The sequence below is a fragment of the Shimia sagamensis genome (assembly GCF_900182745.1).
Taxonomy (GTDB): Bacteria; Pseudomonadota; Alphaproteobacteria; order Rhodobacterales; family Rhodobacteraceae; genus Shimia; species Shimia sagamensis.
In genome coordinates this window covers 89,418-102,941 of record NZ_FXTY01000002.1, presented here as the reverse complement: position 1 = coordinate 102,941, position 13,524 = coordinate 89,418, and the positions used below count along the sequence as shown (strand labels likewise).

Annotated in this window: 12 protein-coding genes; 7 read left to right on the top strand and 5 right to left on the bottom strand. The window is 54.5% G+C overall.

Annotation, left to right across the window (positions count from 1 at the left end; translation table 11 throughout):
- Nucleotides 1–3: 3 nt before the first annotated feature.
- Nucleotides 4–573, bottom strand: coding sequence for a cupin domain-containing protein (locus QOL67_RS05000; protein ID WP_283424872.1), 570 nt, complete (start codon nucleotides 571–573; stop codon nucleotides 4–6).
- A gap of 238 nt (nucleotides 574–811) precedes the next feature.
- On the opposite strand from QOL67_RS05000, the gene QOL67_RS04995 reads away from it, so the two are divergent.
- Entirely contained in the window at nucleotides 812–2,026 is a 1,215-nt protein-coding gene (locus QOL67_RS04995) for an acyl-CoA dehydrogenase (protein WP_283424871.1), read from the top strand.
- Nucleotides 2,027–2,063: 37 nt separating this feature from the next.
- Here QOL67_RS04995 and QOL67_RS04990 read toward each other — a convergent pair whose 3' ends face one another.
- Genes QOL67_RS04990 through QOL67_RS04980 form a run of 3 tightly spaced genes read right to left on the bottom strand, consistent with a single transcriptional unit; the run spans nucleotide 2,064 to nucleotide 6,721 of the window.
- Nucleotides 2,064–3,815: a hydantoinase B/oxoprolinase family protein gene (locus tag QOL67_RS04990; protein WP_283424870.1), complete on the bottom strand. Its 1,752-nt coding sequence runs from the start codon at nucleotides 3,813–3,815 to the stop codon at nucleotides 2,064–2,066.
- Nucleotides 3,812–5,875: a hydantoinase/oxoprolinase family protein gene (locus tag QOL67_RS04985; RefSeq protein WP_283424869.1), complete on the bottom strand. Its 2,064-nt coding sequence runs from the start codon at nucleotides 5,873–5,875 to the stop codon at nucleotides 3,812–3,814. The genes QOL67_RS04990 and QOL67_RS04985 overlap by 4 nt, the downstream gene beginning before the upstream one ends.
- A gap of 60 nt (nucleotides 5,876–5,935) precedes the next feature.
- Nucleotides 5,936–6,721 carry a copper chaperone PCu(A)C gene (locus tag QOL67_RS04980; protein ID WP_283424868.1) on the bottom strand — a complete coding sequence of 262 codons (786 nt, stop codon included), beginning with the start codon at nucleotides 6,719–6,721 and terminating at the stop codon, nucleotides 5,936–5,938.
- Nucleotides 6,722–6,761: 40 nt separating this feature from the next.
- On the opposite strand from QOL67_RS04980, the gene QOL67_RS04975 reads away from it, so the two are divergent.
- The 6 genes from QOL67_RS04975 to QOL67_RS04950 all read left to right on the top strand — a co-directional run bounded on the left by QOL67_RS04975 (nucleotide 6,762) and on the right by QOL67_RS04950 (nucleotide 12,920).
- Complete coding sequence (locus tag QOL67_RS04975) at nucleotides 6,762–8,183, top strand: hypothetical protein (protein WP_283424867.1); 1,422 nt, start codon at nucleotides 6,762–6,764, stop codon at nucleotides 8,181–8,183.
- Between the two features lie 107 nt (nucleotides 8,184–8,290).
- Entirely contained in the window at nucleotides 8,291–9,595 is a 1,305-nt protein-coding gene (locus tag QOL67_RS04970) for an ABC transporter substrate-binding protein (protein WP_283424866.1), read from the top strand.
- A 53-nt stretch (nucleotides 9,596–9,648) separates the two neighbouring features.
- Nucleotides 9,649–10,575: a branched-chain amino acid ABC transporter permease gene (locus QOL67_RS04965; protein WP_283424865.1), complete on the top strand. Its 927-nt coding sequence runs from the start codon at nucleotides 9,649–9,651 to the stop codon at nucleotides 10,573–10,575.
- An 8-nt stretch (nucleotides 10,576–10,583) separates the two neighbouring features.
- Nucleotides 10,584–11,519 (top strand): branched-chain amino acid ABC transporter permease, encoded by a 936-nt coding sequence (locus tag QOL67_RS04960; protein ID WP_283424864.1) that lies wholly within the window; start codon nucleotides 10,584–10,586, stop codon nucleotides 11,517–11,519.
- A complete protein-coding gene (locus tag QOL67_RS04955; protein WP_283424863.1) occupies nucleotides 11,516–12,238 on the top strand; it encodes an ABC transporter ATP-binding protein in 723 nt (240 codons plus the stop codon). The genes QOL67_RS04960 and QOL67_RS04955 overlap by 4 nt, the downstream gene beginning before the upstream one ends.
- Complete coding sequence (locus QOL67_RS04950) at nucleotides 12,225–12,920, top strand: ABC transporter ATP-binding protein (RefSeq protein ID WP_283424862.1); 696 nt, start codon at nucleotides 12,225–12,227, stop codon at nucleotides 12,918–12,920. The genes QOL67_RS04955 and QOL67_RS04950 overlap by 14 nt, the downstream gene beginning before the upstream one ends.
- Before the next feature lie 80 nt (nucleotides 12,921–13,000).
- On the opposite strand, the gene QOL67_RS04945 is transcribed toward QOL67_RS04950, so the two are convergent.
- Nucleotides 13,001–13,453 carry a MarR family winged helix-turn-helix transcriptional regulator gene (locus QOL67_RS04945; protein WP_346770598.1) on the bottom strand — a complete coding sequence of 151 codons (453 nt, stop codon included), beginning with the start codon at nucleotides 13,451–13,453 and terminating at the stop codon, nucleotides 13,001–13,003.
- Nucleotides 13,454–13,524: the final 71 nt, after the last annotated feature.

Sequence of the window (13,524 nt, the reverse complement as noted above, 5' to 3'; positions counted from 1 at the left end):
CCTTCAGAGGTATGGCGGCGTACAGGCGGAAACCACCTCGGCCGGTTTGTCAGAGATGTTGCGGAAGCGGTGTGGTTGTCGGCTGTCAAACAGATAGCTGTCCCCGGCACGCAGGGTTTGGGTTTGGGGGCCCACGGTCACTTCGAGTTCGCCTGAGAGCACAATGCCGCCTTCGTTTGCGGGGTGGGATAGCATGGTTTCACCGGTGTCAGCTCCTGGGGCGTAGTGTTCACGCAGGATCTGCAAGCCGTGGTCTTTGGCGTTTCCTACCTGTTTGAGGGTCAGTTTCGAAGCCTCGGCGCCCAGTTGTGACGTAAGGTCAGAGAGAGCCTCTGGACCAAAGAAAACTTGCCCTGGAGCATGGGTTTCCGGTTCAAAGAACTCTCCCATAGACATACCCATGCCGCCCAATATCTTGCGCAAGCTGGCAACAGAGGGACTGGAGCGATTGGTTTCGATCATCGAGATCTGACCATGGGGCACGCCAGCGTATTGCGCCAGTTGACGCTGACTCAATCCTGCGGAAAGGCGCAGTTTTTTAAGGCGGTCGCCTACGTCAAACGGATCGCTCATCGGGTCCTCCGTGTTGCGCCTGTTGATGTGATACACTGTGCCAACAGGACGCAACGAAACTTTGATCAATTGGGTCTAGCAATGCTCAATATTCTGCGCAATAGAAGGCAAGAAAGTTTTCGCGACGTAGCGGCGTTTGATACGGGTTGCCTTGACGTAGAGGCAGGGACGGACATTTTGGGCTACAACGGAAATTGATGTTTTGCGCCTCTATGTGAGGCGGACGGAAGGAGAGACCATGGCCAAGGATCTGGCACCACAGTCCAAACCGGAATTGGGTTCGTTCAACTGGGAAGACCCGTTTCTGATTGAAAGCCAGCTTGAAGAAGATGAGCGTATGATCCGGGATGCCGCACGCGCTTATTGTGACGAAAAGCTGGCGCCACGGGTTACCGCTGCGTTTGAGCAGGAAGAGACCGATCCGGCGATTTTTGCCGAGATGGGCGAGATGGGCCTGTTGGGCACCACCATCCCAGAAGAATACGGCGGTATTGGTGCTGGCTACGTTACCTACGGTCTTGTGGCGCGCGAAGTGGAGCGTGTGGACAGCGGCTATCGTTCGATGATGTCGGTGCAGAGCTCACTGGTGATGTATCCGATCTACGCCTATGGCTCTGAAGAGCAGCGCAAGAAGTACCTGCCAAAACTGGCGTCTGGCGAATGGATTGGCTGCTTTGGACTGACCGAGCCGGATGCGGGATCTGATCCGGGCAGCATGAAAACCACTGCCAAAAAGGTGGACGGTGGCTATGTGCTGAATGGTGCAAAAATGTGGATTTCCAACTCGCCAATTGCAGATGTGTTTGTGGTGTGGGCCAAGTCAGACGCACATGGTGGCAAGATCCGCGGCTTTGTTTTGGATAAAGGCACCAAGGGACTTTCAGCTCCAAAGATCATGCACAAGGCCTCGTTGCGCGCGTCGATCACCGGTGAGATTGTGCTCGAGAATGTGGAAGTGTCCGAAGATGCTCTGCTGCCAAATGTCGAAGGCCTGAAAGGTCCATTCGGCTGTCTGAACCGTGCGCGGTATGGCATTGCATGGGGTGCGATGGGGGCAGCGGAGTTCTGCTGGCACGCGGCGCGTCAGTATGGCCTGGACCGCAAACAGTTTGGCAAGCCACTGGCGCAAACGCAGCTGTTCCAGCTGAAGTTGGCAAACATGCAGACCGAGATCTCTCTGGGTCTTCAAGCCGCGCTGAGGGTTGGCCGTCTGATGGATGAGGCAAAAGCCGCGCCGGAAATGGTGTCGATCATCAAGCGCAACAACTGTGGCAAGGCACTAGATATTGCGCGCATGTCACGCGATATGCATGGCGGCAACGGCATTAGCCTTGAGTTTGGCGTGATCCGTCACATGGTGAACCTGGAAACTGTAAACACCTATGAAGGCACGCATGATGTGCATGCATTGATCTTGGGTCGTGCTCAAACAGGACTGCAATCCTTCTTTTAAATCACAGTGTTAATAGGTCACGTTAAAGCGCGCCATATTAGATGGCGCGCTTTTTCGCGCGTAGCAGCTGCGTGGCATTTGTGTCAACAATTGGAGGCGTGCCGGTGAACACAACACCAAAAAAGTCTTTGGCCTGTTGTTCGGAATATCGCCCCAAGCGTACATCTTCGAGCACAAGGCTTGGCTTGCGATCAAGGGGCGATCCATAACCTCCACCGCCGGGCGTTTGGACATGTACGTGATCCCCTGCGCATAGAGGGATGTCTTGTTCTTTGGAAAGATGCTCAGGTGTGTAGGCCATACCGTTTCGATGGACCGTCACTTTGTTAAGACCGCCGTCTGCGCCGCCCAATGCGCCTTGTGGCCCAAATCGCCCGTGGTCCATGACAAAGCTGGCCTTCGCCTGACCTCGGCGCAGCTCTACTTCATAATCTAGACCAAACCCTCCACGGTGTTTGCCTGCGCCACCGGAGCCTTCGTGCAACGCATAGTGGTGGTAGAGTACTGGATAAGCCTGTTCCATGATTTCAATGGGAGGGGCTTTGGAGATGCCGATGGTTGAACAGCCATTGGTGAGACCGTCATGATCGGCATTCCCTCCATAACCGCCACCGGAAATTTGGTACATGACATAGTCGCGATTGCGGTCGGGATCGAAACCGCCAAGCGCGAAGTTGCCGCTGGTTCCAGCTGGGGCGGCGGTGACCTTGTCTGGTAATGCGTCGACCAAAGCTGCAAACACGGCCTCAGCTATGCGTTGGGAGACTTCGGCTGCACATCCGGAGACAGGGCGGGGATATTGGGCGTCCAGAAAAGTGTTTTCAATTCCGGTGATGTCGAATGGCCTAAATGCGCCGGCGTTCATAGGAACATGCGGGAAGATATGGCGCATCGCGAGGTAGACGGCGCTGTAGGTGGTGGCGCGGACGGAATTCATAGGCCCCAGACAAGGCGGGCTGCTGCCGCTGAAGTCAAAAACAAGGTTGTGGCCAGATTTGACCACAGACAATTCAATGGTCAGTGGTTTGTTGACCACGCCGTCGCTATCTACAAAAGCCTTTGCAACATAGGTGCCGACCGGAATGTCATGAAGACAATTCTGCATTTGTTGCGTGGCGCGTTGGTTTAACTCATCGATCGCATCACAAACTGAATGGTCGCCATAGCGGTCCAAGAGGGCAGCCAATCGAGTTTCGCCGACGAGTAGAGCCGCGGCCTGAGCTTGCACATCGCCAATACGTTGCTCTGCGACGCGAATATTGGACCGAATGATGAAAAAAATCTCTTTGTCCAGAAGGCCTTGCTTGAACAGTTTGACGGGAGGTAAGCGCAAACCTTCTTGTTCCACAGCTGTGGCAGAGGCCGAGAAGCCGCCCGGTACAGCACCGCCTGTATCCGGCCAATGGCCAGTGTTGGAAAGCCAACAGAAGATTTTGCCGTCGCGATAAAATGGCTTGGCAAAGCGCACGTCCATAAGGTGGGTACCACCCAGATACGGATCGTTCACAATGTAGATGTCGCCGGGACTTGGCGCCGCGACGTCACCCGAGACAATCATTTCAATGAGCGTGCGTGTCGAATACTGCATTGTCCCGACAAAGACAGGCAGGCCGGCGGATCCCTGGGCGATCAATGCCCCATCAGCCGCAGCATAAATGCCGTCAGAACGGTCATTGGCTTCGGCTATGACCGGAGAGAACGCGGCACGAGAAAAGGCAAGATCCATTTCATCACACACCTGCTGCAGGCCAGCTTGTATCACCGTGAGGGTGATTGGGTCCAAAGTCATAAAGCCCCTCCCACGTGTAGGATCAGATTTCCAACCTTGTCTGACGTCACTCGATCTCCGGGTGGGACAACAATTGTCGTGTCCATTTGCTCGAGAATGGCGGGGCCATAAAACGAAACGTGCGCGGGCATGGCATCGCGCGAAAAGACAGGCGTTTCAATCCAAGTGGTGTCGAAAAAGACGGGTCTGGTGCTGGTTTGTGCCTCCCGTAGATTGACGGCGCGCGCCTTTCGATCAAGCAGCTGTGAGAGGTCGAGTGGTGGGCGGTGGCCGACTATCGAGCAGTTCACATTTACCACGGTTGCCTGAATGTTGGGGAGTTCAACGTGAAAGCGCTCAAAGTAAATCCGTTCAAATAAGCTCTGCAATTCGGCATTTGTTATGGCAGGGTTGTCGATCGGCACCCGCAGAAGGTGGGTTTGGCCAGTGAATTGCATATCAAGAGACAGGATACTCTCAATACGATCCAAAGTGACGGTTTCTTTGGAAACCATGGATTTGCCCTGTTCGATTTGAGCCGAGAATACCGAGGCGATCTGATTGGGGCCAAGAGTGCTCAATGGAATGTTGAGGGTGCGAACAAAGTCATATCGAAGATCAGCGACCACACATCCTAACGCATTGGTGAGGCCTGGACGGGCGGGAATGACGACTCTCGGGATATCAAGTTCTCTTGCCAAATCTGCTGCGTGCAGGGGGCCGGCTCCTCCGAAGGCAAACAGTGCAAAATCACGTGGATCTGCGCCCAAAGACAAAGACACCATTCGGATTGCTCCGGCCATTTTTGCATTTGCGATGCGAACAACAGCTGCGGCGGCCTCCACTGCAGAGCAGTTTAGAGCGGAAGCCAGTTGACCCGTCATAACGCCACGCACATTACGCGAAATTTTGCTTTCGTCGGTCCCGGAGAAATTGGGTGGTCGTAACCTGCCGAGCAGAAAGTTGGCGTCTGAGATTGTTGGTTCTGTGCCGCCGCGTCCATAACATATCGGGCCTGGGGATGCACCGGCGCTTTCTGGTCCCACTTCAAGCAGACCTCCCGAGTTGATCCGCGCAATCGAGCCGCCTCCAGCACCCACTGTGCGCACGTCAACCATAGGGACGTGAATTGGCAAACCGTATTCCACTTCGATCTCATTTGAGACCGAAGGTGTGGCGTCACGGATCAAGGCAACATCTGTTGAGGTGCCGCCCATGTCGTAGGTGATCAGGTTTGGCTCGCTGCACATGCGTCCGGTGAAAGCGGCAGCCATAACGCCGGATGCAGGTCCAGACATCACGGTTTTTGCCGCCTCCTTGGCCACGTGTTGGGCGCGGACCATGCCACCGTTACCGTTCATGATCAGAAGGTCGCGTGTGTATCCCTTGTCGGTTAGGGCCCGAACCAACCGATCCACGTATTTGCTCAGAACAGGCTGGACAGAGGCGTTTACTGCCGCCGTGACACCCCGCTCATACTCGCGGTTTTCCGAAAGCAAGGCGTGCCCTGCGGTTATGTAGTTATTTGGCCAAAGGGATTGAATGACTTCTACAGCCTGTTGTTCGTGGGTTGGATTGGCGTAGGCGTGCAGGAAATGCACCACTACGGCTTCACATCCCCGATCCAGTAGAGATCTGGCTGCGTTCGCTACCGCGTTATTGTCGAGAGGTGTTATTATGTTTCCATCGCAGTCCATCCTTTCAGGCACTTCAAGACGGAGATCCCGGGGAATGAGTGGTTTGAACTCACCAAACATGCCGTAGGCCTGTGGTCGCGTTCGCCGGCCAAGTTCCAAAATGTCACGAAAGCCTTGGGTGGTGATCAGCCCAGTGCGCGCAAGTTTGCGTTCCAAGACGGCATTGGTGGTGGTGGTTGTGCCATGCACGATAAGGTCCAACGCGGCAATGTCACAGTCGGCTGCCTTAAGCGCACTCAAGACACCTTTGGATTGGTTGTCGATTGTGCTGGGTACTTTGGCGAGACGAAGCCCGCTTGGGCTCAGAGCCACCAAATCGGTGAATGTGCCGCCAACATCAACACCCACAATGGTGTTGCCTTGCGCGTCTTCTGAGTCGGCCACCAACGATCCTCCGTGCAAATCTATTTGCACGCAAATGATGGAGGCACGAGTATTTGTCTGTCAATCGCTGTGAATTTGAATCGAAGCGGTGACTGGGCTGTCGCCTACAACGTATGCACGGTGGTCATTGGTCGACAAAGTTACGCGAATCTCGTGCTGACCGACTGGTAAGTGCCCGATCGAGGTGGACGCAGAATAGAGCCGACCAAGTTTCAATCCGTTGACATAAATATGGCCGTGGCCAGTGCCTGGAACATGAGGGCCATCGGCAAGCTCCGGTGTGAACTCGAAGTCATCGGACAGAATGTCGATTGTCCAACCTGTTTCGATTTTGGAGGCTTCGAGTTCAATGTGCGGGGCGGGTTCTCCGTCGCCCACGCGGCAAATATCACCAATGCCAAAAAGACCATAGTTGGCCGCATTGCCTTGATTGCGAAATGCAACAATGCGGGCACGTGTTGTGAGTGTTCCTGCTTTTGCAAAGGTCAGTGAAATTGGGAGGGTACGACCGTGATCCAAGGGACCTCTAACGTCATTTAGTTTGAGAAATACCCCGTCAGCGGCAAGCGCCGATGTACTACCTGACGGGAGCGCTAGAGGGCCGAAGGTTTGACTAAATGCTGCAGATTTCGCGTCTGGCGCGCTTGCGAAGAGAAGCGTGTCCGATGGGCCAGAGTTTTCAATTGACACAAAAACAGCCAGTTGGCTTGCCCCCATTTCGAGGGGGGCAGCCTTGGCATTGGTCAGCAAAATTGGAGGCGGTTGCTTGGGCTTCAAAAGCGTGTATCCACCCGCTGCAACCACACCAACAAGTAGCAAAAATCCCAAAACCTTTCGCGCTTTCATCTCTTTAACCCGTCGTTATAGTCGCCGCATGATCACCACGATGTCTCACTCACACCACACCTTCAAGCACCGGTTCTTTGCCGTCGCCTCTGTGTTTGCTGGTGTTACAATGGTTTCAGGGCAGGCGCAGGCGCACACGTCCGAAGGCGGATTTGTGTTGCTTTTGCCTACAGACATTTACATTGCATCAGGCGTCTTGGCGGTGGCTTTGACTGTTGCGATGTTGGCATTGGTGCCCGACACAGTGGTTGGAGATCTGTTCCGCCCGGTGACGTTATGGCGCCGCCACGGTTGGGTTCTCCCAAAGATAACCAGCCTGCTATCCAGCATGTTCCTATTTTGGCTGATCTACATTGGGCTGGAGGGACCACGCGATCCACTTGCCAATCCCATGCCGCTGGTGATTTGGACTGTTTGGTGGGTTGGGTTGGTGTTTTTGCAAGGGTTACTTGGAGACCTTTGGAGGTGGATCAATCCATGGTCAGGACTGATTTGGCTGTTGCGCGCGATCTTGGGTCAACAGCCTCTGTTTCGGTTTCCACGTCAGTTTGGGCATGTTTTGGGCGTCTTCTCGTTTCTTGCGTTTGTCGCTTTTCTGCTTGCTGACACAGCTCCCTCGGACCCGGCACGATTGGCGCGTGCGGTGGCGATTTACTGGGGCATACACTTCACCGGTATAGTCCTATTTGGACCACGTTGGGAACGTCGCGCAGAGGGCATTGGCATGGTCATGCGCCTCTATGCTCAGTTGGCTCCATTTGGGCGCGTGTCCCAACGTAATGCCGCTGGGCTTTGGGGTTGGCAGATTTTGCACGGGCGTGTCATGCCGTTTGGCATGGCTCTTTTGAGCCTCTTGGTGCTTGCCAGCGGAAGCTTTGATGGGGTGAATGAAACGTTCTGGTGGTTGGCACAACTGGGTCTTAACCCACTGGAGTTCCCTGGTCGTTCTGCTGTTGTGTGGCAAACTCTGGGGGGGGTGGCTGTTAGCAACGTTTTGCTTGTAGCGGTCTTTACAGGAACTCTTTGGCTGGGGCTAAGGATTGGTCGGATCAAGGAAGTTGGGCTGGGCCGTGCGTTTTGCCTGTTTGCGCCAACTGTGCTGCCCATCGCGCTTGGCTATCATTTTGCACATTACTTCTCGAGCTTCCTTGTTGAGGCGCAATATGCGTTAATCGCTGCAACCGATCCCTGGGCAACGGGACAGGACTTTCTTGGTCTTGGGCAGGTCTATGTGACCACCGGATTTTTTAATTCGCAGGACAGCGTGCGTGTGCTGTGGCTGTGCCAGGCGGGTGGCGTAGTGATTGGCCATATTGTAGCGGTTTTACTCGCACACGCGGTGGCCGTGCAGCACTTTGGATCTGGGCGCGCCGCGTTACTGTCTCAAGTGCCTATTGCTATCTTTATGATTTGCTACACCTTTTTTGGGCTTTGGCTGCTTGCATCTCCGCGCGGCTTCTGACACAACACGCGCCCTCTAGACAGAACCGTCATTCATTCGCACTCTAACAAGTGTGAAGAGTAACGGAATTTTCGGTCACAGACCATGTGAACACAGGGGGTAAAGTGATGACCAAATCCAAGACCGTACCAGCAACAGGGGCGCGACCTACGCGCCGTGACGCGCTCAAAACTCTGGCGCTTGGCGGGGCCGCTGCCGCGACAGTGCCGCTTTGGGCCAGATACGCCGGCGCGCAAACATCTGAACCAATTAAAGTGGGTTTTCAGGTGCACCGGACTGGCATCGGCGCGGCCTATGGCCGGTGGTATGATCGCACAACGTCAGCAGCCGCAGCTTTGATCAATGAGCAAGGCGGCATCAATGGGCGACCCTTGGAAATTGTCTCTGAGGATGACGGGACCGATCCAAAGCGTGGCGCCGAAGTTGTCGAAAAATTTGCGACACAGCACAATTGTGACATCGGATTTGGTACACTGTTTTCCCACGTGGTGATTGGATCTGCGCCGCGCGCGGGCGAATTGAAATTGCCATATTTTGTGGTTTCTGAAGGGCACCATGTCGCAAGCGGCATGTTGAACCGCTACACACTGCAGCCTGGCATCACAGATGTGAAAAGTCAGGTGCAGGCCATGGCGCCGTTTGTGGCGGACAACCTTGGCAAGAAAGTCACGATGATCTTCCCAGACTTTGCGTTTGGTCATGATCACCGGGATTATTTCACAGCCGCGATCGAGGCACAGGGCGGCGAAGTTCTGGAGCACATTGCAATCCCGCCAACCGAAACGTCGTTCACCAAATATTTCCCCAAAATTCCTCGGGACACCGAAGTGATTTATCACGTGATGGTTGGGCCGGCTGTGCTGACCTTTGTGAAGGAATTGGGTGAGTTCTTTGGGCCACAACGTCCTGAGATGTTTGGATTTATCGACAGCCTGGAAGCTGTGGACATTGGCAGTCCGGGGCTCGAGTTCCTTGACGGCACCTACTTCTGGGAGGGCAACCCACGATATGCGCAGGACGATCAGTCCGACTATGACGCATTCTTCCGGGAGCGGGTTGGCGTTGACGCAAACGGGGCCTCAATCAGTGATCCCAAAGATGTGTCGACCTATGCCCACATGTTTGGCTGTTGGGAAACCTTACATGTGGTGAAAGCCGGGATGGAAAGTGCTGGATACCAGGGGCCAAAGGATCGCGCGGCGCTAATTGAAGCGGTTGAGGCAATGACTGACCTGCCACACTCCAACGCACATCCGCAGGGGGCGAAGATCTTCAACGGCAAGACGCACCAAGTCTTTGGGCACCAGTACATCACCAAAGTCGTCGATGGAAAATTGCTCTTGGTACACACCACGTCGATTGAAGACACGTTCTATCCCGATGAGGTGGATTACACCACACAAACGCTCTGATGAGAGCTTGGGCGCGGCGGGTATGTCGCGCCCACTTTGAGGTAGGGGGATAGATGGATTTCGGGCCATATTTGATGCTCGCCACCTTGGAAGGTGCGGTCACAGCGGCGGTATTGGCGTTAACCGCCTCCGGCTTGGCGTTGGTGTTTGGCGTCATGCGTGTTGTGAACGTGGCGCACGGCGAATTTTTTATGCTTGGTTCGGTTTTGGCGTGGTGGGTGACACAAATGGTGGGCGACACTGCGGCCGTCGGATTTGCCGTAGCCCTAATTGTTGTGCCCGTTCTGGTTGGCGTGTTGGCCGCGGTCACGGATATGACAGTTCTCAAACGGATTGACTATGATCCAGAGCGAACAATTGTCGCGACCATCGGTATTTTATATATTTTACAGCAGGTTACGCTGATGACGTATGGGCCAGATGCGCGACCGGTTTCACCTCCGTTCAACACACGCATCGCCCTGCCGTGGTTTGAATTTGTTGACGGTAAGATTGGCCTCTATTGGCCCTGGGGATTGTCGATCACCAGTTACAAGCTGGCTGTAATCGGCGCTGCGGGTGTGATCTTGATCGCACTTTGGCTGGTGATGACGCGCAGCAAGCTCGGCCTTTTGATGCGTGCCACAGAACAGGACCGTGACATGGCGCTGGCTTTTGGGATTCCCGTGGAGCGGATCTATGCCATGGTATTTGGGCTTGGGGCAGCCATGGCCGCGCTGGCGGCAGTGTTGATTGTGCCGATCCAGCAAGCCCACTATCTGATGGGTGCAGACCCGTTGTTGCTGAGCTTCATTGTGGTGATCATTGGTGGTTTGGGCAGTTTTCCGGGCACCGTATTGGCGGCGCTTCTCATTGGGTTATCTGATGGAATAATTTCGGTTTTCTTTTCCCCAACCTTGGCCAAAATTCTCGCCACGTTGGTGGTCGCGATGGTGTTGGTGTTCCGTCCGCAAGGTCTATTTGGAGCCAAGCGAACATGAGCGGTGACATGAGAAAATCGCTGCTGCTTCACGGTGGCGTGTTGGTTGCACTGTTCACTTTGCAATTTGTGCTGCCGGCCTATCACCACGGCAATCTGGCACGCATCATGGTTTTGGCAAGCTATGCCGCTGGATACAATTTGTTGTTTGGATACACGGGTCTACTAAGCTTGGGTCATGCTCTGTTTTTTGCGGCTGGCCTATACGGGATGGGCCTTGCTATGTCGCAGTTTGGTGCTGGCACTGGGCTTGCCTTGGGGGGCGGTGTCTTTCTTGGCGCTCTGATTGGCGGTCTGGTTGCGGTCTTGGCGCTGCGTACGGAAGGGGTGGCGTTTATGATCGTCACCCTGATGTTTGCCCAAGCCGGGTATCTGACTATTTTGTATTTTGGCGCCTACACACGTGGAGACGAGGGGTTTGTTATTGCGCAGGCGGATCGCGTGTTTCTTGGCCAAGATCTTTCGGATCCCCGAAATAGATATTTCTTCGCGTTTACAATTTGTTGCGTGTCATTTGTGATGTGTCTTTCCGTGGTTAAGTCCCAGTTTGGGAAAGTGCTTGTCGCCATTCGTGAAAATGAAGAACGGGCGCGGATGCTCGGCTATGACGTGGCGAAGTATAAGCTTGTGGCGGTTGTTTTATCTGCCACGTTGTCCGCTTTGTCAGGCGCCGCCTATGGGCTGCTGTTTGGTTATGTAGGGGCGTCATTTGCATCGGTCCAGTATTCGATATTCCCCCTGCTTTGGGTGCTTTTGGGTGGAGCGGGTACTGTCCTTGGCCCTTTGGTTGGCACAGCATTCATGTTCTACCTTATTGATCTCAGTTCTGGCCTAACCACCGCCTATATGCTGATTGCTGGGGTTGTATTGGTTTGCCTCACGCTTTTTGCGCCTCAGGGGCTTTTGGGCGAGCTGCGACGCCGCTTCTGGAGGTGGCTGCCGTGAGTTTGTTATCTGCTCAGGGACTAACCAAAGAATTCAACGGCTTGATGGCTGTAGAGGACGTGACGCTTGAAATTCCTGAAGGGCAAGTTCGTGCATTGATTGGCCCCAACGGCGCTGGCAAAACCACACTTGTTGGTATGTTAAGTGGGCGTACTGCACCTTCGGCAGGCACTGTAATCTTCGATGATCGCGATGTGACCGCGTGGCCTGCCCATAAACGTATTGCGGCGGGTATGGGCTATACCTTTCAAATCACATCGATTTTTTCGAACTTGAGCGTTTGGGAAAATGTGGCTTTGGCTGCACGCCGGACAGTGTCGGGGAGGTCCGATGTGGAGAACGCAGTAAACTCATCACTGGAGCGCGTGGGCCTTATTGATCACCGCTCCGAAGAGGCTGGAGATTTGAGCTATGGGCATCAGCGGTTGTTGGAAATTGCAATGGGGCTGGCGCAGGCGCCAAAGCTGTTGATTTTGGACGAACCGACGCAAGGATTGGCGGACGGTGAAGTTGCGGCATTCAATCAGCTGATCCTGGAACTGGCTGGAACAACTACAGTTCTGTTGATCGAACACAATATGGATGTGGTCATGCAAGTGTCTGATTTTGTGACTGTTTTGGACGCGGGTAAGATCTTGTTTGAAGGCATTCCAGACGACGTCAAAGCCAATGTTGCTGTACAGGCGGCGTACCTTGGGGGTGGCCATGCTGCGGCTTGAAGGGGTGTCTGCAGGTTATGGGCGCGCACAAGTGTTGCGCGAGGTGTCATTTGTTGCCACGGCAGGTGAAATTCTCTGCCTTACGGGACGCAATGGGGCCGGGAAAACCACCACTGTAAAATCCATCATGGGGCTGTTGCCGTTGATGGCTGGTCAAGTCACATGGCAAGGCGCTGTTTTATCAGATCTTCCACCACACGAGGTGCCGCGTGCGGGGATTGGTTACGTGCCACAAGGGCGCCGTTTGTTTGGAGAGATGACGGTCGCGGAAAACCTAGAAGTCGGACGGTTGACGAACGGTAAGGATGCCCGGGTATTGGAGGAAGTTTTGACGCTTTTTCCGAGGCTTAACGAGCGATACAGACAACGTGCAAAAACGTTGAGCGGTGGTGAGCAACAGATGTTGGCGATGGGCCGCGCCATGTGTTTGCGGCCAAAAGTCTTGCTGCTTGACGAGCCGACAGAGGGGCTTCAACCGTCGATGATAACGTCCATCCGCGATGCCACGGAGCAGATGCGTGATAAGGGCGTGGCCGTGGTATTGGTGGAGCAGAGACTGGACGCCATAACGGAGTTGGGAGATCAAGTGGTGTTGTTGGAAAATGGGCGGATGCGCGGTGTCTTGACCCGTGCCGAGGTGGCGTCAGAGCCGACAAAACTGGCACGGCATCTTGGCGTTTGAAGCCGCAAAAAATCACGTCGGTATTGCGTCTGTATCGCGACTGCATTGCGGAGGTGCAAAATTGGCGACGGAAACGCAGGTTAGGTCAGCTTTTGAAGCAGCAAAAGGAAGATGGTTTGCTCTGCGTCATTCAGGGGGGCAAGCGTGTCTTGGGTGATCTGATGTGCCGTCGGTGCGACCGCTTCAAACAGATCCCAGCCGGCGGCAGTTGGCTTGAGCAAGATGCGACGCTGATCGTCTGGGTCCGGAGTGCTCGCGACCAGGTCTTTGAGGCGCAGCCTATCGACCACGCCTTTGATCGTGGCGCCGTCCATGGACGTCGCACGCCCCAAGGCGTTTTGAGAAACTGCGCCCAATTCACAGAGTTTGGCAAGAGCTGCAAACTGTGTGGGGGTCAGGTCCGAAATACCTTCCGAAAAAATTGCCAGATGCCTTTGGTTCGCACGGCGCATGAGAAAACCAACCTGATCGTCCAATACATATGCATCAGCAGCGGCGGTCGCGGACAAAGGGGGCGTTTTGGAGGTCATCATATGTGGCCTTATTGCGGGCAATCGATGCGGTTTGTTGACAGACACGTAAAAGCTGCCGCAAAATCCATTGG

Bases quoted from the DNA above. Each gene is read 5' to 3' on its own strand.
- QOL67_RS05000 (WP_283424872.1), bottom strand. From the start codon at position 573: ATGAGCGATCCGTTTGACGTAGGCGACCGCCTTAAAAAACTGCGCCTT.
- QOL67_RS04995 (WP_283424871.1), top strand. From the start codon at position 812: ATGGCCAAGGATCTGGCACCACAGTCCAAACCGGAATTGGGTTCGTTC.
- QOL67_RS04990 (WP_283424870.1), bottom strand. From the start codon at position 3,815: ATGACTTTGGACCCAATCACCCTCACGGTGATACAAGCTGGCCTGCAG.
- QOL67_RS04980 (WP_283424868.1), bottom strand. From the start codon at position 6,721: ATGAAAGCGCGAAAGGTTTTGGGATTTTTGCTACTTGTTGGTGTGGTT.
- QOL67_RS04975 (WP_283424867.1), top strand. From the start codon at position 6,762: ATGTCTCACTCACACCACACCTTCAAGCACCGGTTCTTTGCCGTCGCC.
- QOL67_RS04970 (WP_283424866.1), top strand. From the start codon at position 8,291: ATGACCAAATCCAAGACCGTACCAGCAACAGGGGCGCGACCTACGCGC.
- QOL67_RS04965 (WP_283424865.1), top strand. From the start codon at position 9,649: ATGGATTTCGGGCCATATTTGATGCTCGCCACCTTGGAAGGTGCGGTC.
- QOL67_RS04960 (WP_283424864.1), top strand. From the start codon at position 10,584: ATGAGAAAATCGCTGCTGCTTCACGGTGGCGTGTTGGTTGCACTGTTC.
- QOL67_RS04950 (WP_283424862.1), top strand. From the start codon at position 12,225: ATGCTGCGGCTTGAAGGGGTGTCTGCAGGTTATGGGCGCGCACAAGTG.
- QOL67_RS04945 (WP_346770598.1), bottom strand. From the start codon at position 13,453: ATGATGACCTCCAAAACGCCCCCTTTGTCCGCGACCGCCGCTGCTGAT.